At 63.1% G+C, this 22,493-nt stretch carries 13 protein-coding genes and 1 pseudogene; 10 read left to right on the top strand and 4 right to left on the bottom strand.

What is annotated here, in order from left to right; genetic code table 11:
- Window positions 1-41 precede the first annotated feature (41 nt).
- The 6 genes and pseudogenes from AAGF34_RS04190 (at window position 42) to AAGF34_RS04215 (ending at window position 7,377) form a co-directional block, all read left to right on the top strand.
- Window positions 42-1,442, top strand: a complete 1,401-nt coding sequence (locus AAGF34_RS04190) for a GntP family permease (RefSeq protein ID WP_342619381.1) — start codon at window positions 42-44, stop codon at window positions 1,440-1,442.
- 6 nt (window positions 1,443-1,448) lie between these two features.
- Window positions 1,449-3,080: pseudogene (locus AAGF34_RS04195) on the top strand (acyl CoA:acetate/3-ketoacid CoA transferase); the annotation flags it as partial.
- A 251-nt stretch (window positions 3,081-3,331) separates the two neighbouring features.
- Window positions 3,332-4,111, top strand: a complete 780-nt coding sequence (locus AAGF34_RS04200; protein WP_342619382.1) for a DUF3348 domain-containing protein — start codon at window positions 3,332-3,334, stop codon at window positions 4,109-4,111.
- Complete coding sequence (locus AAGF34_RS04205) at window positions 4,108-6,078, top strand: hypothetical protein (RefSeq protein ID WP_342619383.1); 1,971 nt, start codon at window positions 4,108-4,110, stop codon at window positions 6,076-6,078. Before AAGF34_RS04200 ends, AAGF34_RS04205 begins: the two co-directional genes overlap by 4 nt.
- Window positions 6,078-6,719 (top strand): OmpA family protein, encoded by a 642-nt coding sequence (locus tag AAGF34_RS04210; protein WP_342619384.1) that lies wholly within the window; start codon window positions 6,078-6,080, stop codon window positions 6,717-6,719. The genes AAGF34_RS04205 and AAGF34_RS04210 overlap by 1 nt, the downstream gene beginning before the upstream one ends.
- Complete coding sequence (locus AAGF34_RS04215; protein WP_342619385.1) at window positions 6,694-7,377, top strand: DUF2894 domain-containing protein; 684 nt, start codon at window positions 6,694-6,696, stop codon at window positions 7,375-7,377. Before AAGF34_RS04210 ends, AAGF34_RS04215 begins: the two co-directional genes overlap by 26 nt.
- Window positions 7,378-7,381: 4 nt before the next feature.
- On the opposite strand, the gene AAGF34_RS04220 is transcribed toward AAGF34_RS04215, so the two are convergent.
- Window positions 7,382-7,894 (bottom strand): OmpH family outer membrane protein, encoded by a 513-nt coding sequence (locus AAGF34_RS04220; protein WP_342619386.1) that lies wholly within the window; start codon window positions 7,892-7,894, stop codon window positions 7,382-7,384.
- 104 nt (window positions 7,895-7,998) lie between these two features.
- Between AAGF34_RS04220 and AAGF34_RS04225 the strand changes: the two genes are divergently transcribed.
- Entirely contained in the window at window positions 7,999-8,559 is a 561-nt protein-coding gene (locus tag AAGF34_RS04225; RefSeq protein ID WP_342619387.1) for a cytochrome b/b6 domain-containing protein, read from the top strand.
- A 33-nt stretch (window positions 8,560-8,592) separates the two neighbouring features.
- On the opposite strand, the gene AAGF34_RS04230 is transcribed toward AAGF34_RS04225, so the two are convergent.
- The 3 genes from AAGF34_RS04230 to AAGF34_RS04240 form a co-directional block, all read right to left on the bottom strand.
- A complete protein-coding gene (locus tag AAGF34_RS04230) occupies window positions 8,593-17,328 on the bottom strand; it encodes a glucoamylase family protein (protein WP_342619388.1) in 8,736 nt (2,911 codons plus the stop codon).
- A 119-nt stretch (window positions 17,329-17,447) separates the two neighbouring features.
- Complete coding sequence (locus AAGF34_RS04235; protein ID WP_342621029.1) at window positions 17,448-18,803, bottom strand: class II fumarate hydratase; 1,356 nt, start codon at window positions 18,801-18,803, stop codon at window positions 17,448-17,450.
- Between the two features lie 17 nt (window positions 18,804-18,820).
- Window positions 18,821-18,964 carry a hypothetical protein gene (locus AAGF34_RS04240; RefSeq protein ID WP_342619389.1) on the bottom strand — a complete coding sequence of 48 codons (144 nt, stop codon included), beginning with the start codon at window positions 18,962-18,964 and terminating at the stop codon, window positions 18,821-18,823.
- 147 nt (window positions 18,965-19,111) lie between these two features.
- Between AAGF34_RS04240 and AAGF34_RS04245 the strand changes: the two genes are divergently transcribed.
- The 3 genes from AAGF34_RS04245 to AAGF34_RS04255 are packed head-to-tail and all read left to right on the top strand — an operon-like array spanning window position 19,112 to window position 22,492.
- Window positions 19,112-19,666 carry an NADPH-dependent FMN reductase gene (locus AAGF34_RS04245; RefSeq protein ID WP_342619390.1) on the top strand — a complete coding sequence of 185 codons (555 nt, stop codon included), beginning with the start codon at window positions 19,112-19,114 and terminating at the stop codon, window positions 19,664-19,666.
- Complete coding sequence (locus tag AAGF34_RS04250) at window positions 19,659-21,698, top strand: AsmA family protein (protein ID WP_342619391.1); 2,040 nt, start codon at window positions 19,659-19,661, stop codon at window positions 21,696-21,698. The genes AAGF34_RS04245 and AAGF34_RS04250 overlap by 8 nt, the downstream gene beginning before the upstream one ends.
- Window positions 21,695-22,492: an ABC transporter permease gene (locus tag AAGF34_RS04255; RefSeq protein WP_342619392.1), complete on the top strand. Its 798-nt coding sequence runs from the start codon at window positions 21,695-21,697 to the stop codon at window positions 22,490-22,492. The genes AAGF34_RS04250 and AAGF34_RS04255 overlap by 4 nt, the downstream gene beginning before the upstream one ends.
- Window position 22,493 lies beyond the last annotated feature (1 nt).

The following is a 22,493-nucleotide window of genomic DNA, read 5'->3' on the forward strand; positions in this document are numbered from 1 at the left end:
ACTTCACACGGGTTGTGTGATTGCATAACGAGGAGATATCTATGGCATTTTTGATTGTTCTGGCAGCCCTATGCTTTCTGATGTTTGTTGCCTACCGAGGCTACAGCGTCATATTGTTTGCCCCGGTGGCTGCTCTGGGCGCCGTGCTGCTGACCGACCCCGGCATGGTCGCGCCCATGTTCACCGGTTTGTTCATGGACAAGATGGTGGGGTTTGTCAAAAGCTACTTCCCGGTATTCCTGTTGGGCGCCGTGTTTGGCAAAGTCATTGAGCTCTCGGGCTTTTCCAAGGCCATTGTTTCTTCGGTGATCCAGATGCTGGGCAGTGGACGTGCCATGCTGTCCATCGTGCTGGTCTGCGCCTTGCTCACCTATGGTGGCGTATCGCTGTTCGTGGTGGTCTTTGCCGTGTACCCCTTTGCAGCGGAAATGTTCCGTCAGAGCGATATTCCCAAGCGACTGATTCCGGGCACCATTGCGTTAGGGGCCTTCAGCTTCACCATGGACTCGCTGCCAGGCACGCCCCAGATCCAGAATTTGATCCCCACCACATTCTTCAAGACCAATATCTATGCAGCACCCTGGCTTGGAAGCATAGGCGCACTGTTCATCTTCTTCGCCGGCATGGCCTATCTGGAATGGCGCCGCCGCAGTGCGCTGGCTGCAGGTGAAGGCTATGGCACGGGACACAGCAACGAACCGGAGCCGTTCGACCATTCCGAAAAACTCGCCAACCCCTGGGTGGCCATTCTTCCGCTGGTCCTCGTCGGCGCAACCAACCGCCTGTTCACCGACCTCATTCCCAAGGTCTATGGCAAATCGGTCGAGTTCATTCCGGCCGTCATCGGCAAGGCCACGCCCGTCACGCAGGACGTCACCAAGGTGGCCGCCATCTGGGCAGTGGAAGGCGCGCTGCTGGTGGGCATTCTGTCGGTCATCGTGTTCGCATACAAAGGGGTGATTGCCAAGTTTGCGGAGGGCACCAAAAGTGCCATTGCAGGTGCGTTGCTGGCCTCCATGAACACCGCTTCCGAGTACGGATTCGGTGCCATCATCGCCGCCCTGCCCGGATTTCTGGTGGTCGCCAACGCCCTGCAATCCATACCCAACCCGCTGATCAACGAAGCCATCACCGTCACCTCGCTGGCGGGCATTACCGGATCGGCATCGGGTGGCATGGGCATCGCACTGGCTGCCATGTCCGACTTCTTCATCCAGGCGGCCAACACCGCGGGCATACCACTGGAGGTTCTGCACCGCGTGGCCTCCATGGCCAGCGGCGGCATGGACACCTTGCCGCACAACGGCGCCGTCATCACCCTGCTGGCCGTCACCGGGCTCACGCACCGCGTGGCCTATCGCGACATTTTCGCCATCACCCTGCTCAAGACCTCGGCGGTTTTCGTGGTGATTGCCGTCTACTACCTGACCGGACTTGTGTAGGTCCGCATGCAGACACAGGCAATGGCCGCCACGCTGCGCGGCAGCCCCACTGGCAAGGTCGTCAGCGCGCGCCAGGCGGCCCAGTTGATACGGGATGGCGACACGGTAGCCACAGGCGGCTTTGTGGGTATCGGCTTCGCAGAAAACCTGGCAGTTGCCATTGAAACGCTGTTTCTTGAAGGGCAGCGTGCCAGCGACTCCTCTGTGGGCCATCCCCGCAACCTGACCCTGGTGTATGCGGCGGGTCAGGGCGATGGGCAGGAGCGCGGTCTCAACCACCTGGGTCACCCGGGTCTGGTGCGTCGCGTGGTGGGTGGGCATTGGGGGTTGGTGCCCAAGCTCCAGCATCTGGCCTTGAACAACCTCATCGAGGCCTGGAACTTGCCCCAGGGTGTCATCTGCCATCTGTTCCGTGACATCGCTGCAGGCAAGCCGGGCACACTGACCCACGTGGGACTGGGCACTTTTGTCGACCCGCGCCATGGCGGCGGCAAGCTCAATGAAATAACCAGGCAGTGCGGAACGGAGCTGGTAAGACTCATGGAGCTCGATGGCCAGGAGTACCTGTTCTACAAGGCCTTCCCCATCCATGTCGGTCTGATACGGGGCACCACCGCCGACGCCGATGGCAATATCACCATGGAGCGCGAAGCCCTCACTCTGGAGGCGCAAGCCATTGCCATGGCAGCCCACAACAGCGGTGGCATCGTCATCGCCCAGGTTGAACGCATTGCCGAACGCCACTCGCTCAACCCGCGCCAGGTCAAAGTGCCTGGGGTATTGGTGGACTGCGTTGTCGTTGCCGAGAAGCCCGCGTACCACCAGCAAACTTTTGTGGAGCCCTACAGCGCTGTCTTTGCCTCCGAGATCCGCCAGCCTGACCATGCACTGCCTGCGATGAAGCTCGATGCGCGCAAGATCATTGCGCGCCGCGCCGCCATGGAGATAAAAGCCAATGACGTAGTCAACCTCGGTATCGGCATGCCCGAAGGGCTGGCCGCGGTGGCAGCAGAAGAAAACATCGCAGACCTCATGACCCTCACCACCGAGCCCGGCGTGATTGGGGGCATTCCCGCTGGGGGATTGAATTTCGGCGCGGCCACCAATGCTCAGGCCATCATCGACCAACCCAGCCAGTTTGACTTCTATGACGGCGGCGGACTGGATGTCGCCTTTCTCGGCCTTGCACAGGCAGACCGACAGGGCAACATCAATGTGTCCCGGTTCGGCAACAAATTGGCCGGCGCTGGCGGCTTCATCAACATCAGCCAGAACGCCAGACGGGTGGTCTTTGTCGGCACATTCACCGCGGGCCAACTGGAACTTTCGGTTGCGCGAGGGCGGGTGCACATCCACCAGGAAGGAAGCGCCCGCAAGTTCTTGCATGCGGTCGAACACCGTACCTTCAGCGGCGCCATCGCATGGGCACGCGGCAAACCGGTTCTGTACATCACCGAGCGCTGTGTCTTTCAGCTTGGCAGCGAAGGGCTGGAGTTGATTGAAATCGCCCCCGGCATTGACCTGCAGCGTGACATCCTGGACCACATGGACTTTGTTCCCGCCATGCAAGGCGCCCCCCGGCTCATGGACGCACGCATCTTCCACGACGAACCCATGGGCCTGCGCCACCAACTCCTGTAAACCGCCTGGGAAAGGCGTTTGCAACGAGGCACCGCCTGTGCCTGTATGAGTGAGATGGCGTAGGATAAAATCCTCCTCCCGAACATGTGTGATTGCCGGTGCACACGGGATGCCAGACATCCTGTCTTTGCCCCAGACACCCCCTGAATACAGCCCTGCAAGCGTGGAATGCGCGCAGCGATTCCCTTGGGTATCGCGGGCCGGTTCGCCATGACACAGACGTTTTGAATGCAGATGACCCCTTCGATATGACGCGGACTTTGGCGCGTACCCACTTGCACAGCACAAGCTTTGTTCGAGTTCTTGCCGACCTGGTGGAACTGGATGCGGTGGAGTCGCGTGCCGCCTTTGCCGAGAAGCTGGCGCAGTGGATTCATATTGCCGACGCCATCACCTTGCGTGCCGCGCACAATGCCGCCGCACCCACTACAGCAGACACAAGCAGTGTGAAGCCTTCGCAGGCCGCTGCGCATGTGCGCGAGGCATTCACGCACGCACGTGCAGCATTGGAAAAGACATTGCATGCGGGTGCAGACAGCAGCGCCAAACCCGGCGCAGCACGCACCAGCCTGCCCCGTCCCAAGCGCGGCACGCCGGCCGAATTGGCCGGTGCCTACGAGCCTTACAAGCGCTACTACGTCGCCCACCAGCGCGAGATGGAGCTGAAGATCAAACCCCTGCGCGCCAAGGTGCGCAGCGCCGTCGCCGAAATGTCACCCACGCTGCAACAGCTGGCCGCACTGGACGCGGCATTCGACGGCATTCTGCAAGAGCGCGAAGCCATGCTGCTGGCCAAGGTTCCCGCCCTGCTGGAGCAGCGCTTCAAGCGATTGCGCAAGACACACCAGGATGCGCAAGCCGCAACCGGGCTGGAGGACAATCCCGACCTTTGGACGCAAGCCGACGGATGGCTCACGCGCTTTGCGCAGGAAATGCAAACCGTATTGCTCGCAGAGCTGGATCTACGCCTGCAACCCACCGTGGGGCTGATGGAAGCCCTCGATAACGAAATACCCACCTTTTCATGAACAGACACTTTTTCACCGGCGCCTTTGCCCTGGGCGCCCTGGCCGTTGCCTGGGTTGCGTTTGGTTTTCTGGGTACCAACACCCTGGCGCTGACCATGACGCTGCTCATAGGCGCCATCTACGCCTATGGCGCACGGGAACTGCGCGACTTCCGCCACGCAACTGCCAGTCTGACCACTGCACTGACAACCATACCCGAGGGGCTGTCCGATCTGGGCAGCTGGTTGGCCGGAGTCCATTCCTCATTGCAGAACCCGGTGCGCTTGCGCATCGAGGGCGAGCGTGTTGGCCTGCCGGGGCCGGCGCTCACCCCTTATCTGCTGGGCCTGTTGGTGATGCTGGGCATGCTGGGCACCTTCCTGGGCATGGTGGTCACACTCAACGGTGCGGTGTTTGCGCTGGAGGGCACCTCCGACCTGCAGGCCATTCGCACCGCATTTGCCACGCCCATCAAGGGTTTGGGCTTGGCCTTTGGTACTTCGGTGGCCGGTGTGGCGTCCTCTGCCATGCTGGGCCTGATGTCTGCCTTGAGCCGGCGTGAGCGCGCCCACGCAGCGCAGTTGCTGGAGACCCGGATTGCGCAGCAGCTGCGCCCCTTCTCGCTGACCCACCAGCGGCAGGAAACACTGAAGGCACTGCAACTGCAGTCCCAGGCCTTGCCCCAGGTGGTGGACAAGCTGCAGGACTTGATGCAACAGATGCACCACATGAGCCTGCAGCTCAATGAGCGGCTGCTCAGCAACCAGGAGAGTTTTCACAGCAACATCCAGGGCGTCTACAGCGAGCTGGCACATACCGTGGACCAATCGCTGCGCGAGACCCTGCTGCACAGCGCGCAAGTTGCCGGGCAGAGCCTGCAACCCGTGGTACAGGCCGCCATGGCGGGCATTGCCACCGAAGCCCAGCAAATGCACGAGCGCCTGGTTGCCACCACCCGCGAGCAACTGGAAGCATTTGGTGCGTCGCATGCGCAACGATCTGGAGCCTTGCTGCAGGAGGTCAAGCATGCCTATGCCGCTCTGCAAGCCGACCAGACGCAGAACGAAGCCGAGCGGCTGCAGCAATGGAAGGGATCGCTGGACGCGCTGGCGCAGACCACGCAACAGGCTGCGGCAGACGCACAAATCCGCAACGAGAGCACTCTTGCCGAAATCACCCGTTTGCTGGCCAGCTCCGAAGAACTGGTGCAAAGCCGCATCGCGTCCGAAGCCGCATGGACGCAAACGCATGGCGCACAGATGGCGCAGTTGCTGGAACTGTGGCGCACCGAGCTGGGAGCCTTGCGCGACCAGGAAGCAGAGCGCGGCAACGCCGCCGTCGAGCGACTGGACGCGCTGCAAACCGCTGTGCGCACCCATCTGACCACCTTGGGTACCGCGTTGGAGGAGCCGATTGCCCGCCTCATAGCGACCGCATCCGAGGCACCTCGCGCAGCAGCAGACGTGATCGGCAAGCTGCGTCAGGAGGTATCCAACAGCGCAGCCCGCGACAACGAATTGCTGGAGGAGCGCGGCCGCATTCTGGAAACACTGAACGGGCTGCTGGCATCCATACACCACGCGTCAGCGGAGCAGCGTGGCGTCATCGATGCGCTGGTTTCCTCTTCGGCTCAGGTGCTGCAAGCGGCCAGCAACCAGTTTGCCGACCAGACGGCCGCCGAGGCCGCCAAGCTGGCAGACATATCAGCCGGCGTCACCAGCAGTGCCGTGGAAGTATCGGCGCTGGGGGAGACCTTTGGCTTTGCAGTGCGCTCCTTCAACGACGCCAACGAGAAGCTCATTGCCAGCCTGCAACGCATCGAAGACGCGCTGGGCAAGTCCATGGCCCGCAGCGACGACCAGCTGGCCTACTACGTGGCCCAGGCGCGCGAGATCATTGACCTGAGCATCATGTCGCAGAAAGAGGTGGTCGAAGAATTGCGCCAGCTCCCGGCCAGGCAGGCAGCCCTGGCGGATGAGGCCGCGTGATGGAAGAGCATGACGCAGGGCTGGAGCAGACTGCACCGGTCTGGGCGGTCTTCGGCGATCTGATGTCGGGCCTGCTGGGAGCCTTTGTGCTCCTGCTGGTAGGCGTGCTGGTGGTGCAGTTGCAGCTGACCAACCACCTGCAGGACGAAGTGAAGAAGCGCCAGCAGGAAGAACAGCGCCGCATGTCGCTGGAAAAAGCGCTGGCCATTCCTCTGGCCTCGGGGCGCATCACCTTGAACAACGGGCGCATCGGTATCAGCGGCCGTGTGTTGTTCTCGCTGAACTCGGACCAGCTGCAGCCCGAGGGACGCCAGTTGCTGGTCAGCTTGGTCACGCCGCTGAAGGCCTATCTGACAGCGCGCGATGAGTTGCTGATGGTCAGCGGCTTTACCGATGACAAATCGGTGCGCAGCACCAGCCAGTTCGAGGACAACTGGGAGCTGTCGGCCCAACGCGCGCTCACGGTGACACGCACCCTGATTGATGCGGGCATGCCCTCCTCCATGGTCTTCGCAGCCGCCTTTGGCTCCGAACAACCCGTCACACCCAATGTGAACGAGGCCGCGCGCGCGCAGAACCGGCGCGTGGAAATGGCCCCCGTGCCCAAGGCACCGCATGACAGCGCAGCACCCCAGCAATAGCACGCAGTCTGCCGATGCCTTGCCGGAATTGGCGTCACCCGCGCCGGACTGGTGTGCACAGATTGCGGCCTTGCGTCAGCACAGTGGTGCACAACGGGAACAGGTGCGCCTGCACTATCTGGACCTGCTGGCCACCAGGGTGCAGACACAGCAGGAGCCGGTGAAGCGCATGCTGGAAGCCAAACTGATCCGGGCGCTGCAAGAGTTGCAGTCCCGCCTGGACCAGAACCAACCGCCGTCTGTGCACGATGGCGCACAGGCCACCGGCGCAGCATCCGCAATGTCACCGCTGCGGGCCTTGGTTCACAGTTTGTCACAATATTCTGCCGATTCCCGGGATGCATCTGATGCGCTGGCGCAGCGTGCCGATGCCACGGCACGCCCTGAATTGAAATCGGTACGCAAATTCAGAAAGACCTGGTCCCGTCTCAGTACCGACAAGCAACTGCGGCAAGCGCTGGATCAGGCCCCCAAGAATGCCGGCCCGATCAACTCCCACATGCTGGTATTGCGCTCACTGGCCTTGATGCGGGACATCTCGCCCGACTACATGAACCGCTTCATGTCGTACGCCGATGCCTTGCTGTGTCTGGAGCAAAGCGAAAAAACCACACTGCCCGCTGCCAAACCGCGACGCGCGCGACGTGCGGCAAAGTAGGCAGTTACTGGACTTTTTCCTTGTCCATTTCGGCAATGATGCGCGGCGTCAGATCGGCGGTTTTGGACGCATAGATCGCATGCTGCAATATCAGGTCATAGTTCTCATCCTTGGCAATGCGAAGCACCACCTTGTTGATGAGATCCAGCACCTTCTGGATTCCGGCACGCTTCTGTGTTTCCAGATCGGCCTGGAAGTCGCGCTGTTCTTTCTGGATATCATGCTCCAGGTCCGCAACTTCCTTCCGGCGCGTAGCGCGTTGCGATTCGGTCAGGGTCGGACCTTCGCGCTCCAGCAGCGCTGCTTTCTGCTTGAAGGCTTCAATCCGCTTGCCGATCGCGGCACTGCGGGGTGCAAATTCGTCATTCAGTTTCTTGCTCGCGCTCTGAGCAAATTTGGAATCACGCAAGATGATGTCCGGTGAAACTGAACCAATCTTGGGAACCTGCGCCATTGCCGGTACGGCAGCGACACACGTTGAAAGCACCAGGGCTGCAAAGAAGTTTTTGATCATCATCAGGATTGTCGTTGGTTTTGAAAGAGTTGGCTGATCAGCGTCTGGCTTGAAACCATTGCACTGACTATGATGGAAATCGAACGGAAGTTTGTGAAGGAATACTTATGAGCCCATCCACCACCACGCGCTACAGCGCTTTCACCCAGATGTTGCACTGGACCACTGCCATCCTGGTACTGGTCGCCTTCATCTACGGACCGGGTGGCCCGGAAAACCGCGTCTATCTGAGCAGCCGCGATGGCGAACGCATGATCCATGAGACCCTGGGCATGGCCGTGTTTGCCATTTCGCTGCTGCGCATCCTCTGGCGCATGCTGGACACCGCGCCCGCGCCGGAACCCATGGCGCGCTGGATGCACATCAGCTCCAAGGCCGTGCAGGGCATTCTGTATCTGCTGTTGCTGTTGGTGCCCGCCACCGCCGTCCTGGGTGCCTGGTTCGAGGGCCACGCCGTGGTGCTGGCTACCGGCATCCAGATTGCTCCCCCCATGGCCGAAGCACATGCACTGGGCGCCACACTGGCCGAGGTGCATGGCTGGTTGGGTGACGTGATTCTGTGGGTCGCTGGGCTGCATGCGGCCGCAGCCATCTACCACCACCTGGTGCTCAAGGACGGCGTTCTGCGGTCCATGCTGCCAGCCAGCGTGCTTGCCAATCGCAAGTAGCGCCACGCCTTTCGTTGCGGTTGCGGTTTCCATTCAGGCAGCAATCTGCACAGTGATAGTGTGGTTTGCATGGTCGTCCCGCAGCGCGGCTGTGCCGCCGTCCTGCGGCACGCCGTCCAACAGCACGACCGGCTTTGCGCCAGCCGCCACACGCACCACGTCAATCGCATACACCGTGTCGCCAAAGCAGTACTGCATGCCAAAGCCCGGCCACTGTGCGGGAATGCAGGGTGCGAAGTGCAGCGTCTGCGCCTGCAGCCGCAGGCCCAGCAGGGACTCGGTGACGAGCCGGTACATCCAGCTCGCTGACCCGGTGTACCAGGTCCAGCCACCACGCCCTATATGGGGTGCCACCGCATACACGTCCGCTGCCACCACATAGGGCTCCACCTGGTAGAGCGCCGTCGCAGCCGCAGTGCTGCCATGGCGCACCGGGTTGATCAGGTCGAAGCATTCCCAGGCGCGCTCGGCGTCCTGCGCGGCGGCAAACGCCATCACGGCCCAGATGGCGGCATGCGTGTACTGGCCACCGTTTTCACGCACGCCCGGCAGATAGCCCTTGATGTAACCGGGGTTGAGTGGTGAGGTGTCAAAAGGCGGTGTGAGCAACTGGATCAGACCGGCCTGCCGGTTCACCAGACGCTGGTCCACCGCATTCATGGCGCTGAGGTTGCGCTGCGCGTCACCCGCACCCGAGAGCACGGCCCAGCTCTGCGTGACCGAGTCGATCTGGCATTCGGTGTTGGTGACCGAGCCCAGCGCGGTGCCATCATCAAAGAAGGCGCGCCGGTACCAGCTTCCATCCCAGCCGTGTTCGGCAATGTTTTCGCGCAGCACGCTGGCCGCGGCCAGACACTCGTCGGCAAATGCGTCATCTCCATACGCACGCGCCAGCGGCGCAAAACGTGTGAGCGTGTCAAACAGAAAGAAGGCCAGCCACACGCTTTCTCCGCGCCCTTGCAGGCCCACCAGATTCATGCCGTCGTTCCAGTCACCCGAACCCATCAGGGGCAGACCGTGTGTGCCAAAGCGCAGGCCGTGGCGCAGCGCTCGCACGCAATGCTGGTACAGCGTGGCCCGCTCTTCCGACACCGTGGGCAGGTCGTAGTACGAGTCCTCTTCCGGGTTGAGGGCGCGCCCCTGCAAGAAGGGCATGCTCTCGTCCAGCACACCGGTGTCGCCACTGCTTTGCACGTAACGGCAGGCGGCCTGGGCCAACCACAGGTAGTCATCCGAACAATGCGTGCGCACGCCACGCCCTTGCGGCGGATGCCACCAATGCTGCACGTCGCCTTCGACGAACTGACGCGCCGCACTGCGCAGCAGATGTTCGCGCAGCAGCGCGGGCTCGCTGTGCACCAGCGCCATGCAATCCTGCAGCTGATCGCGAAAGCCAAAGGCACCACCCGACTGGTAGAAGCCGGTGCGTGCCCACAGTCGGCAGGCCAGCGTCTGGTATTGCAGCCAGCCATTGGCCAGCAGGTTCAGCGCAGCATCCGGTGTGTGCACTTGCACTGCGCCCAGGGTGCGGGCCCAATAGGTGTGCACCGCCTGCAGGGCATTGTTCTGGCCGTGCGGTTCACGCAGGTTCTGCACCATGACGCGGGCATCGTCCATGCCACGGCGTCCCGCAGCACCCAGACGAAAGATGATTTCGCGCTCCTGCCCCGGCAGCAGCTCGAACGGCACCTGCACCGCAGCGCAGGGGTCCATGCCGGCGCCCACGCGATTGGACAGGCTGGTGCGGCGCATGGCGGCCGGATTTCGCAGCGTGCCGTTGCGACCCAGGAATTCACGCCGGTCCGCACTCACGCTGACGCCATGCGCTCGCGTGGCACCGTCGGCATCAAAGAACGCCATTCGGTCACCGAACTCCGGGTTGTAGGGGTTGCGGGCCAGAATGGCGCCGCTGTTCGGGTCGAGTTCTGTGGTGACGTGCATGGCCGAGCGGGGCTGCAGATCCCCCAGCACCCACTCCACGTATCCGGTGGCAGAGAGCCTGCGCGTCTGTGCAGAAAGGTTGCGCACCTTCAGGCACGAGAACTTGATGGCCGCTTCCAGATCCACGAACACCGTCAACTCGGATGCAATGCCATCCTGCTCATGGGTAAAGGTGCTGTAGCCAAAGCCGTGGCGGGTGACGTAGTTGCCAGCGCCACCACAAGGCAGTGCCGTGGGTGACCAGAAGCTGCCCGAGTCCTCATCACGGATGTAGATAGCCTCGCCGCAGCTGTCGCCAACTGGGTCGTTGCTCCAGGGCGTGTAGCGGAACTCATGTGCGTTCTCGCTCCAGGTGTAGGCACTGCCACTCTCCGATATCACGGTACCAAAGCGCGCATTGGCAATCACGTTGACCCACGGCAGCGGGGTGAGGACCGACTTGCCGCCACTGGCAGCGTGGGTGGTGATGACGTACTCGCGTCCATCGGCAGAGAAACCTCCCAGCCCGTTGAAGAACTGCAGTGCAGGCTCCACTGGTTCGGGGCCAGCCAATCGCGGCACGACCTGACGTGAGGCATACACCAGTTGCGGCGGCATCTCGCGTGCATCGCGGGCCTGGTGACGATTGGCCTGGTCCTTGAGGCTGCCCTGCGTGTCGGTGATGATGACGCGCGCCACGGTCTGGAACAGCGTGCGGTCTTCCGGCGACATCTGTTCGGCCGCACGCACGAAGATGCCTCCGGGTCTGTCCGTCAGATTGGCCTCTATGCCTGCGGCAATCAGCCCCAGGATCTGGTCCTGCAAGGCCTGACGGTAACCGGCATGGTCCTCGTTCCAGATCACCAGATCCACCGCCAGCCCCTTGAGACGCCAGTAGGCATGGGCCTGCACCAGCTGGCGCACCAGCTCGATGTTGTCCAGACTGCTGATCTGCAGCAGCACCATGGGTAGATCGCCCGAGACGCCATAGCCCCATAGACCCGACTGGCCGCGGCGGTTGCGCGCCAGAACCATATTGGGTGCGCGCTGCGCCGGGTTGGCATAGATCACGGAGCTGGCCAGACGTGCGAACACCTGGGCATCGCCCTCGGAGGCGTTGATCTGCTGCAGATTGACCCAGGCATGCGTCATGGCCAACTCGAAGACACGGTCAGCCAGATGCATGTCGCGGTACTTGTCCACCAGCGCCAGTGCCGCAGTGCGCTCGGCACAGACGCCTGTCACCATGTCCACGGTCACGGTCTGGCGCGGCTCCAGCGTGATGCGCTGGCGAATGGACACGATCGGGTCCAGCACCGCGCCTTGCGTGTCGGACAGCAGCACGCGCTCGGTCATGGCCAGAGGCGCGTCCAGCGAGCGGGTGCGCCCCACAAACGCCATGCGGTCGGTTTCGTACGAGATGGTTTGTGCATCCGCTCCATGCACCGCCATCAGATGGAACAGCCACAGTGAAGCCTCGGAGTCCGAGCGCGGTCTGCGATGGCACAGGATGGCCTGGCGCTCACGCACAATTTCGGTCTGCACAAACAGATTGCTGAAGGCCGGATGCAGTGCGTCGGATGCAGCCGTTGCCAGCACCACTTCGGCGTAGCTGGTGATCTCTATGGTGCGGCGGCTGCGCGAGCGGTTGGTGATGCGGGTGCGGCGCAATTCGATATCGTCTTCGGGCGAAACCACCATTTCGGTGTAGCTCTCGAAGTCGTTGTCCCGCCGGCGGAACTCCACCCGTCCTTCGGAAAAGATGGCCTCGTAGCTGTCGCTGTGGCGCAATACCGGCTGATGCGCCGCTGACCAGAATTCACCGCTGTCCACATCGCGCAGGTAGCAGAAGTTGCCCCAGTTGTCGCGCGTGGCGTCTTCGTGCCAGCGGGTCACGGCAATGTCTTTCCAGCGGCTGTAGCCGGCGCCCGACTGGCTCACCATCACGTGGTAACGCCCGTTGGAGAGCAGCTGCACTTCGGGTGTGGCCAGGTCGGGATTGCGCAGCACCCGCATCGGCGACCCCTGCCCCATGGAGCTGGTCTGTATCTCGGACAGATCCGCCGCCGTCTGGGCATGGAAGATGGCGGCGTTGGGAACACGCTCCTGCAGCAACAGCATGGTGGCCTGGAACAGCGGATCACTGCAAAAGCGCTTTTGCATGGGCTGCTCCAGCAGCACGTGGGCCAGCGACAGCAAGGTCATGCCCTGGTGATGGGCCATGAAGGAGCGCACGATGGCGCCACTCTGACCGCGCGGCAGGCGTGCCGGCGTGTAGTCCATGGCCTCGTACATCCCGTAGGCACCCTGCAGTCCGGTATCGGCCAGGCGTTGCAGATTCTTGCAGGCTTGCTCGGGCATGATCATCAGCGCCAAGGCCGAGGCATAGGGTGCGACCACCAAGTCCGCGGACAGCCCACGCTTCAGCCCCAAGCCCGGCACCCCGAAGGCGTGGTACTGGTAGTTCAGGGCCGCGTCCACGGCGTTGTAGCCCGACTCGGAAATGCCCCACGGCACACCCTGCTGGTCGCCATAGGCAATCTGCCTTTGCACCACGGTGCGGCTGGTCTGGGCCAGCAGCGTATTGGCATACACCGGCATGACCAGATTGGGCATGAGGTATTCGAACATGGACCCGCTCCAGGACAGCAGCGTGGGCGCATCGCCCGCCGAGGTGAGCAGCCGCCCCAGTGCAAACCAGTTCTCCTGCGGTACCTCACCCAGCGCGATGGCGACGAAGCTGCACAGACGTGCCTCGCTGGCCAACAGGTCGTAGTAGCCGGTATCGCGACGCTGCTCGTCCACGTTGTAACCCACCGCGATCAGATGGCGCGCGCTGTCGTACAGAAAGCTGTAGTCCGCACGCGCCATGGTGGTGGCCTGCATGGCCAGTGCTGCAATCGTCTGCATGCGCGCCTGCGCCTGGGCATTGCCGGTGGCCGCCAGCGCGCGCAAAGTGGGCACGTTGTCGCCAGCGAACATAGCCGCCAGATCCAGCTCAGGCAGCAGCAGATGCAGGTCGTCAAGCGCATCACGACATTGCGCCTGCAGCGCCTGCGCCCACACCTGCATGGCAGATGCTGCGTGAACCGTGCTGTCTTCGGCCAGACGCGAAAGCACCGAGGCGGCCAGGGCATCGGTACTGGCCAGGCGCAAGGCGACATCGCGCAGGGTGAGTGCAGGCGCATCACAGGCCGCCTCCAGTCCCAGGCGCAGGTGTTCGATGGCCTGGGTCAGGGCGACGCCAGCATGGGCATCCACCACGTCCTGCAGATTGGCCAGGGCATCCACCATGCCCTCGAACGTGCGCGCATGAACCACCGGCTGGTCCAGTAAATCCAGCAGCGCCGGGCGCAGCGTGAGCAGATGACCCGACAGATTTCCGCTGTCCACCGCAGAGACGTAGCGTGGCTGCAGGGGCAGACCGGTCAGTGTGTCGTACCAGTTGAAGAAGTGGCCGTTGTGACGCTCCAGCCGCTGCATGGATTGCAGCGCGTCGCTGCTGCGTGCAACCAGTGTTGCGCCGCTGATGTAGCCGAAATCAAAGGCGGCCACGTTTGCCAGCAGCGCCAGCCCCATGTTGGTCGGCGAGGTGCGGTGGGCCAGCACGGCAACCGGATGCTCCTGGTAATTGTCAGGCGGCAGCCAACGGTCCTGCGCGGTCACAAATTCCTCGAAGAAGCGCCAGGTCTTGCGCGTGAGCTTGCGCAGGAACAGGATCTGGCCCGCACCCAGATGCACCGCACGCTCGGACAAGGGGCGGCTGAGCCACCAGGCCAGCGCTGGGGCTAGAAACCACAGAACGAGCACCGGAACCACAGCAGCCAGGCTGCTGCCGTGCGGGGCATCCTGGAACAACCACCATGCGATACCCAGAGCCAGTACAGGCGACACCCCCATACGGCAGGTGGTACGCAGCAAGTCCGCCATGCTGCCCGGCACGGTTGCCGCAAGGCGGGGTGATCCAGGAGGCGGTGGCGCGTCCGATGCCTGCCACTCCAGCAGGCGATGGTGGGTCAGCAGCACACGCACATTGGTACGCACGATGGCCAGCAGGCTGTAACCCGCCTCATGTGGGAAGAAGGCCAAAGTCAGTGCGGCCTGCATCAGCTGTCGGAACCCATTGCCCAGCACCACGCGGGCGTGCTGCGACCAAGGCAATTCACGCGGCTTGCGCAGCAGACCGTAAGCATTGCTCACGACCGGTACAAAAACCATGAGCGCCAGCAAGGCCAGTGTCCAGGCCAGCGACCTATGCATCTGAGTCCACCCCAGCAGAAGCAGGATCACGACGCCCGAAGCCACCAGGCTGCGCCGCAGGTTGTCCAGAATTTTCCATTGCGAAAGGAAAGACAGCTGGTTGCGCTGGCGCGTCTCGGGCGCCCGCGTCTGTCCGGCCTCGGGTGCCTTGCCCATGGCGCTGCCCGGCACATAGGGAAGCAGCCAGGAAGCGATCTGCCAGTCGCCGCGCATCCAGCGGGTGCGGCGCTTCACATCCGCGTCGTAGCGCGCGGGGTAGTCGTCATAGAGTTGCACGTCGCTGATCAGCCCGGTGCGGGCATAACACCCTTCCAGCAGGTCATGGCTCAGAATGCGATTTTCGGGAAAGCGGCCCTTGAGGGCCAGTTCGAAGGCATCCACGTCATAAATGCCCTTGCCGATGAAAGAGCCTTCGTGAAACAGGTCCTGATACACGTCGGAAACCGCCCTCGTATAAGGGTCCACACCTGCCTCGCTGCCCATGAAGCGGGCGTAGCGTGAGCGATTGCTACTCTGCAGGCTCACGGCCATGCGCGGTTGCAGAATGCCGTAGCCCGAAGTCACACAGTGCCGGGTCGCGTCAATGTGCGGACGGTTGAGCGGGTGCGCCATGGTGGCGGCAAAGCTGCGGGCCGAATCGCGCTGCAGTTGGGTGTCGGTGTCCAGCGTGATGACGTACTGCACCTGCTGCAGCGGCGCTACGTTGCCCACGATCAGTGCGAAGTCGGAACCGTCACTGCCGCGCAGCAGCGCATTGAGCGCGGCGAGCTTGCCGCGCTTGCGCTCATAGCCCATCCACAGTTGTTCACGTTCATTCCACAGACGTGCGCGATGGAACAAAAAGAACGTGTCCTGCCGGTCGCCGGGATAGCGGGTATTCAGATCGCGAATGCCGTCGCTGGCCAGCGCCAGCAGTGCCGCATCGTCATCCTGGGTTTCGCTGCTGGCGTCACCCCAGTCCGTCAGCAATCCGTAGTGCAGATGCGCGTCCTGGTTGGACAGGAAGCGGACCTCCAGTGCCTCCACCAAGGCACGCACACCGTTCGCATTGCTGAGCATGGTGGGCACCACGACCAGCGTGCGCGCCTGCGGCGCAATACCCTTGGAATAGTCCATGCGAGGCAAGGCGTGCGGAGACACCACCAGAGTGGCCAGCCAGTTCACCAGCGTGACCGCAAACTGGCTGGCTACGATCAAGGCCGCCACACCGGCAGGCACCAGCGCCCACAGTGGCATGCCTTGCAAGGCAGCCCACCACAGCAGTGCCCCGGTGATGACCAAGGAGAGTACTGAGATGCTTCCCAGATACAGTGGCAGCGCCGCATTGCGCACGCCCTGGCGAACGTCCTCGGCAAATGACTTGTGTACCTGGGCTGCACGCTCCAGCACGGCCAGTCCATCGCCCACCAGGTAGTAGCCCACATGGATGTGCGGTGTTGCCACTGCGCCGGCCGCCCCCGTGGCCAGCGCATGGTGGGCCAGCTGCACGGCCTTGCGTGCCACGGCCGGCTCCGTCATATGGCTTTGCCGGGCGACTCTCTCCACCACGTGGCGGTAGCGGTCACGGGTCTGGAAGTCCATGCGGCCATAGACACCGTGCGGATCCTCGCGCAGTTCACATTCCACCTGGCTTTGCGACTCGACAAACTCGCGCCAGTCCATGGCGCTGAGCAGGCGCAGGCTGGCAATGCTGTTGCTGATGCAGACCTGGTTGATGGCCTGGCTCTGGGTTTCCGACTGCACCATCTGCTCGATGGTCGTGGAAGACTCACGCAGCTGCTGTTCGATCCAGGTCAGCGGCAAAGCCAGCGCAGAGCTGTGGCCCTGCAGCCGGCGCGCCAGTTCGGCCACAAAGGAATTGACCAGGGCGGGGCTTGCGCGCGCCATGTCCGAGATCACTAGGATCAGGCTCTTGGGATCGTGCTCGGCTACGCTGAGCATCTGGTCGGCCCAGACGCTTGCGCGGTTGCGCTCCACCATGCTGGCCGCCACGCGCGCACTGATGCGTCGCAGGTTCTCGATCAGCGCCAGCCGCAGCATGATGGGAATGGCCCACAACTCGCCGAGCTTGAGTTGCGCGCCGGTCTGGTAGGCGGCGACAAAGCGGTTCAGCGTTTCCGGGTCCACCCGGCCATCGCCATGCGCTATGACCTCCAGCGCAATGTCATAGACGCGCGCCAGCCCCTTGGAGGGGCCGCTGGAGAGCACCGGCAGCTCGCGGCTGTACCACTTGGAAAAGTGGGAGCGCGCCAGCAGGATCTGCTCTTCAATCAGATAGAAGTTGTCCAGCAGCCACTCGCCTGCCGGAGTGACGCGCCGCCCCTGGCGCACGGCTGCCACCAACAGCTCGCGGGCTGACTGCAACACCACCTCGTTGTCCTGCAGACGCAGCAGCAGCTGGTCGCCACCGCGTCCTCCGCGCACTGCGTGCAGGGCCGACAGCGTCTTGCCATAGCGCTCCATCTGCTCGGCGCCAAACAGCTCGGCACGCAAGGGGACTTCGGTATCGCTATGGGTCTGGGTGTTAGGGTGTTGTCTGAAAAGTTCGATGCGCAGCAGCGCAGCGCGCAGGAATTGAAACGGGTGCATGCGGAATTCCTCGGCGGTTCATACCAGCTTAGGTTTGATGCACTTCTGCGTCCGTGCGGCGGCGCACATAGCGCCGGGTCAGGTAGGCCGCCCCAGTGTCAGCGGCGTATACAAAGCATCTACAGCATGTCTTCAGGTCGAACCCAGGCGTCGAACTCTTGCGCAGTGACATGGCCCAGGGCCAGTGCGGCTTCGCGCAGGCTGGTGCCCTGCTGCTGCGCGTGGCGGGCGATGCGTGCCGCCTTGTCGTAGCCGATGTGCGGCGCCAGGGCCGTCACCAGCATCAGCGAGGACTGCAGATTGCGCTCCAGTTGCACGGCATTCGCGCGTATGCCCATCAGGCAGTGTTGCCGGAAGCTCTGCATGGCGTCTGACAGCAGGCGGATCGAGTCCAGCATGTTCAGGGCGATCAGCGGCTTGTAGACATTCAGCTCAAACTGGCCTTGCGCTGCGGCCATACCGATGGCCACATCGTGCCCCATGACCTGAGCGCAGACCATGGTCAGCGCCTCGATCTGGGTCGGGTTGACCTTGCCCGGCATGATGGAGCTGCCTGCCTCGTTTTGCGGCAGCAGCAATTCACCCAGACCGGCGCGCGGCCCGCTACCCATCAGGCGGATGTCGTTGGCCATCTTGTTGAGTGCAATGGCCAGCATGCGCAGGCTGCCGTGCAGTGCCACCAGCGCTTCGTGCCCGGCCATGGCGGCAAAGAGGTTGTCCGCCTGCGTCAGGGGCAGCTGCATCTTCTCTGCCAGCAAGGCGGCCACACGTGGCCCGAACTCTGCATGGGTGTTGATGCCGGTCCCCACAGCGGTGCCGCCAATGGCCAGCTTGCCGACTGCGCCCAGCGCATGCCGCACGGCCTCCTCACACAAGGCCAGTTGCGCGGCATAGCCACCGAACTCCTGCCCCAGCGTTACCGGTGTGGCGTCCTGCATGTGGGTACGACCGATCTTCACCATGTCCTTGAACTCCACCGCTTTGATCAGTAGTTCCTGATGCAGCGCGCTCAATGCCGGAAGCAGCCGGATGTGGGTCTGCTCCAGCGCCGCCATGTGCATGGCCGTGGGAAACACGTCGTTGGAAGACTGTCCCCGGTTGACGTCGTCATTGGGGTGAACGGTGATGCGAGCGGAGGCAATGCGGGCTATCACCTCGTTCACATTCATGTTGGTCTGGGTGCCCGAGCCGGTCTGCCATACCGACAGGGGAAAGGCATCGTCATGCCGGCCCTCGGCGATCTGCAACGCCGCATCCGCAATGGCCTGGGCCTTGGCCGCATCCATCCGTTGCAGTTGCAGGTTGACCTGCGCCGCGGCCCATTTGATGAGTGCCAGCGCATGCACGATTTCCAGCGGCATGCGCTGACTTCCAATGGCAAAGAAATGCAGGCTGCGCGCGGTCTGCACACCCCACAGCGCATCCACGGGAATCTCCAGAGAGCCAAAGCTGTCGGTTTCGGTGCGTGTGGTGATCATCGGAGTCTGTGCGCTCAGGCGTCCTGTTGCCGTTCCAGCTCTTCGGCCTGGAGCGGGTCGTCAAGACCTTCCGCAAACTCGCGCTCAGGCGGCGGCGATGCAGGCGCGGGTTCGCCGGTTTCCGTGGGCGACGGGTCCGTGTCGGGTGGATGGTGCATGGTCGTATTACCTGATGGAATGTGACAAGCGTCTGTTACTCAGCGCACATGAGCCGCAGACACATATGCACCGTACGCTGCCGCACAGAAGAATGCAAGCCTTTGCTGCAAGGTGACTCTCCTTGACCACCTTCTTCGGGGAATTCCATGACTACATACGAGATTGCCACCATCGTGGGGAGCTTGCGCACCGCCTCCATCAACGGCCAACTGGCCCGCGCCCTGACCAAGCTGGCGCCACCCGAGTTCCACTTCACCATGGTGTCCATCGGTGACCTGCCGCTGTACAACCAGGATGACGATGGCAACCAGGCCGCCCCCGTCAAGCGCCTCAAGCAGCAGATCCAGGCTGCACAAGGTTTGCTGTTTGTTACACCTGAATACAACCGGGCCATTCCCGGCGTCCTGAAAAACGCGATCGACCACGCCTCACGTCCCTATGGTGAAAGCGCCTGGGCCGGCAAGCCAGCCGGCGTCCTGGGTGCATCGGTGGGCACCATCGGCACAGCCGTGGCACAGCAGCAGTTGCGCACCATCCTGGCCTATCTGGACGTGCCCACGTTGGGGCAGCCGGAGGTCTTTGTTCAGGCCAAGGAAGGTCTGTTCGACGCAGACGGAAACATAGCCGCGTCCAGCAGGGCGTTTCTGCAAGGCTGGATGGACCGCTATGTGGCCTGGGTGAAGAAGCAATGCGGTGGTTGAACCTGTCCTGACCCGCTCCACGCCCAGGCTCTGGCTTGGCATCGGCACGGTCCTGGTACTGGCATTGGGTGTGGCGTTTGCGGTTTGCGAGTCGCGCGGCTGGCCCTTTCTGATCACGCCCCTGGAGTCGCTGCTGCAGCAAAAGCTGGGACGCACCGTGCTGCTGCAACCGGCCGCCGGTTCCGCCCAGGGACCAGAGCGGAAGGTGGAACTGCATCTGTGGGGCGGCGTGGCGTTGCAAAGCCCGCTGCTGCGCATCGGTGCGCCGGCCTGGAGCCACACACCCTACCTGCTGCTGGCGCAGGATGTGCAGGTACGACTGCGCTATATCGACCTATGGCATGCGTACCTGGGGCAGCAACCCGTGGTGCAGTATCTGCAGGCACGCCACCTGGATGCCTATCTGGAGCGCACCGGCGATGGCCGCGCCTCCTGGCAACTGGCGGCCAGTGGTCAGCCCCCTGCCATCCCGCGCCTGGAGCATGTGCAAGCCGATACCGGGCAGCTGCACTACGACGACGCCACGCTGGACCTGAGCCTGCTTGCCGAGTTGCGTCTGACAGACGCCGAGCCCACGCTGTCGGTTGCGCAAGTGCAGCCGTCCCAGGTGCTGCATGTGACAGCGTCGGGCCTCTACCGCAAGAAGTCTTTTGCGCTGAGCCTCACTTCCACCGGCGCGCTGCCGTGGGATGCCGACGCTGCAGAAGGCACGCCGGTGGCGGTGAAGCTGGTGGCAAAGTCCGGCACTGCCAGCCTGGACTTTGGCGGTACGGCGCAGGACTTTCTGCATCTGGGCGGGCTCAATGGTCGCTTCGTCGTGGAAGGGCCATCGCTGGCCGCGGTTGGCGCGCCCTTTGGCGTCACGCTGCCCACCACCCGCGCCTTCAAGGCAGCCGGCGCGCTGACGCGCTCCGGCAAGGTGTGGGAAGTGGCATTGCGTTATGCCAATGTGGGTGACAGCAAATTGGCGGGCACTTTTTCCTTTGATACCAGCGCCGCGGTACCGCGTCTGACAGGCACGCTGGAGGGCACCTTGCTCAAGCTGCGGGACCTGGCACCAGCCCTGGGTGCCACCGCTTCTGCGGTGGGTGCCGCTCCCGTATCCAAGGTGCTGCCGACGCGGCCCTTTGATTTCGCATCACTGCGCGCCATGAATGCCGATGTGCTGATCCGCCTCCAGCAGGTCGATGCACAGGTGACATGGCTGGAACCCTTGCGCCCTTTCAATGCCAACCTGCAGCTCACCGACGGCATGCTGACGCTCAAGGAAATCGATGCCCGCACCGGCCAGGGCCATTTGGTCGGCACGCTGGCACTGGATGGTCAACAAGACAGCGCGCACTGGGTGGCCGCGCTGAACTGGGACGGCGTCAAGCTGGAACGCTGGATCCATCAGACCCGCAGCGCCGCACTGCCGCCATATCTGTCAGGCGATTTGCAGGGCCATGCCACCTTGCAGGGGGATGGCCGCTCCACCGCCGAGATACTGGGCTCCATGCGCGGTGACGTGGGCGCCACCATCACCAAGGGCACGATCTCGCACCTGCTGATTGAAGAAGGTGGCCTGGATCTGGCCGAGTCGCTGGGGGTCTACGTCAAGGGCGACAACGCGCTGGTACTGGACTGTGCGCTGGCCGACCTGGTGGTCAACACCGGCGTGGTCCGGCCGCGCCTGCTGGTGCTGGACACCAGCGACTCCACGGTATGGATGGACGGCACGCTGTCGCTGGCCAAGGAGACCCTCGACTTGCGTACCGTGGTGGCTCCCAAGGACTTCAGCCCGCTGACGCTACGCTCGCCGCTGCGTATCACCGGCACATTTGCGCACCCGGAAGTGGGTGTGGAAAAGCGCCCGCTGGGCATCAAGGTGGGCACTGCCCTGTTGCTGGGATTGCTCAACCCGCTGGCGGCAATCATCCCGCTGATAGACCCGGGCAGCAATGGTGAAGCCAACAGCAACGCAGCCGCATGTCGCGCACGCGTGCAGCACAAGTTGCTGCGCGTCGCACCGACCGCACTGAGCCACCCATGAGCACACTGCTCGCCGACACCGGTGCAGCCATCCAGGCGGCTCTGCAGCAGACACTGGCGCTGGTGCGCTTTGTCGGCGAGACGGCATGGGTTGCTGCACACGGTGTGCGCCATCCGGCGCGCATCCGCTGGCGCCCGGTGGCATTCAATCTGCGGAGCTCCGGCGTGGACGCACTGCCCATCGTGGGCTTGCTGGCGTTTTTGCTGGGCGTGGTGGTGGCCTATCAGGGGGCTGCCCAGCTACAGACCTATGACGCCAACATCTTTGTGGCGGATCTGGTGGGCCTGTCCATGTTGCGCGAGTTCGCGCCGCTGATCACCGCCATCATCGTGGCAGGGCGTTCCGGCTCGGCCTATGCCGCGCAGATCGGCACCATGGTGGTCACCGAAGAGATGGATGCGCTGCGCACCATCGGCATCGAACCGCAGGAGTTGCTGGTACTGCCCAAGATTGTGGCGCTGGTGATTGCGCTACCGCTGCTGACGGTGTTTGCCGATGTGCTGGGCGTTGCCGGTGGCATGGTGATGGCACAAGTACGCCTGGGCGTGGGCTATGGCGAGTTCATGGAGCGCTTCGTCAAGGCCGTTCAGGTCAGCGACTACCTCATCGGCGTGTGCAAGGCGCCGGTGTTTGCCGCCACGATTGTGGTGATCGGCTGCTTCCAGGGTTTTCGCACCCAGGGTGGCGCAGACAGCGTGGGCCAGCAAACCACACGCAGCGTGGTGCAGTCCATCTTTCTGGTGATCGTGGTAGACGCTCTGTTTTCAGTGGCCTTCAGCGCACTGGACCTGTGAC

The sequence above is a fragment of the Rhodoferax sp. GW822-FHT02A01 genome (assembly GCF_038784515.1).
Taxonomy (GTDB): Bacteria; Pseudomonadota; Gammaproteobacteria; order Burkholderiales; family Burkholderiaceae_C; genus Allorhodoferax.

Bases quoted from the DNA above. Each gene is read 5' to 3' on its own strand.
- AAGF34_RS04230 (WP_342619388.1), bottom strand. From the start codon at position 17,328: ATGCACCCGTTTCAATTCCTGCGCGCTGCGCTGCTGCGCATCGAACTT.
- AAGF34_RS04240 (WP_342619389.1), bottom strand. From the start codon at position 18,964: ATGCACCATCCACCCGACACGGACCCGTCGCCCACGGAAACCGGCGAA.
- AAGF34_RS04220 (WP_342619386.1), bottom strand. From the start codon at position 7,894: ATGATGATCAAAAACTTCTTTGCAGCCCTGGTGCTTTCAACGTGTGTC.
- AAGF34_RS04205 (WP_342619383.1), top strand. From the start codon at position 4,108: ATGAACAGACACTTTTTCACCGGCGCCTTTGCCCTGGGCGCCCTGGCC.
- AAGF34_RS04200 (WP_342619382.1), top strand. From the start codon at position 3,332: ATGACGCGGACTTTGGCGCGTACCCACTTGCACAGCACAAGCTTTGTT.
- AAGF34_RS04210 (WP_342619384.1), top strand. From the start codon at position 6,078: ATGGAAGAGCATGACGCAGGGCTGGAGCAGACTGCACCGGTCTGGGCG.
- AAGF34_RS04190 (WP_342619381.1), top strand. From the start codon at position 42: ATGGCATTTTTGATTGTTCTGGCAGCCCTATGCTTTCTGATGTTTGTT.
- AAGF34_RS04245 (WP_342619390.1), top strand. From the start codon at position 19,112: ATGACTACATACGAGATTGCCACCATCGTGGGGAGCTTGCGCACCGCC.
- AAGF34_RS04255 (WP_342619392.1), top strand. From the start codon at position 21,695: ATGAGCACACTGCTCGCCGACACCGGTGCAGCCATCCAGGCGGCTCTG.
- AAGF34_RS04215 (WP_342619385.1), top strand. From the start codon at position 6,694: ATGACAGCGCAGCACCCCAGCAATAGCACGCAGTCTGCCGATGCCTTG.
- AAGF34_RS04225 (WP_342619387.1), top strand. From the start codon at position 7,999: ATGAGCCCATCCACCACCACGCGCTACAGCGCTTTCACCCAGATGTTG.